This is a genomic window from Mesorhizobium sp. WSM4822 (assembly GCF_055811155.1).
Genome location: NZ_JBVVQM010000075.1, coordinates 1 through 683 on the forward strand (window position 1 = coordinate 1; position 683 = coordinate 683).

Below are 683 nucleotides of genomic sequence, written 5' to 3' on the forward strand. Positions count from 1 at the left end.
ATGTCGACCAGGATGGAGCCGGTGGTGGTGTTGCCGTGGGCGTCGGTCACCGTATAGGTGAAGCTGTCCTTGTCCTGCTCGGTGGTGATGCCATTGTTGGTCGTCACACCGTCATAGGTCTGGGTCAGCGTGTAGGTGTAGGTGCCGTTGGCGTTGAGCACCAGATTGCCGTAGCTGCCGCTTGCCGGCGAGGTCAGCGTATAGGTGTACGGGCCGGTGCCGCCGGCCGGCGTGATCGCGCCGTTGAAGATCTCGCTGTTGCCGGCTGCGTCGCTGCCCGTCGCAAGGCCCTTCTCGCTGACCAGCGCATCGGTGTCGGATGCCGTCACCGTCACATTGTTCACGGTGATGTCCAGCGTCACCGTCGAGGTGTCGCCGTCGCCGTCGGTGATGGTGTAGACGAAGTGATCGACCGCATTGGTGGTCACCGCGTTGGCGTTGGCCGTGTAGGTGTAGGCGCCGTTGGCGCCCAGGACCAGCGTGCCGTACTGGCCCGCGATCCCGGCTCCGCCGAGATTGCCGCTAACCGGGTTCGAGACGTTCGAACCGGTTGCCACGCCCGTCACCGCGCCGCCAGGTGCAGCGCCGTCGGCGCCCAGAACGTCCGCCGTCCCGTCCGTCAGCACGTTGCCCGAGGCCTGCGCGCCTTCCGACACGCTGTTGGTGTTGGCATGCGCCGTCGG

The 683-nt window shown here is 66.3% G+C and carries 1 protein-coding gene; it reads right to left on the bottom strand.

Annotated elements, in window-relative coordinates; translation table 11 throughout:
- The coding region (locus tag AC0L3E_RS34590) for an Ig-like domain-containing protein (RefSeq protein WP_473606908.1) at positions 1–683 on the bottom strand (683 nt) is incomplete at both ends.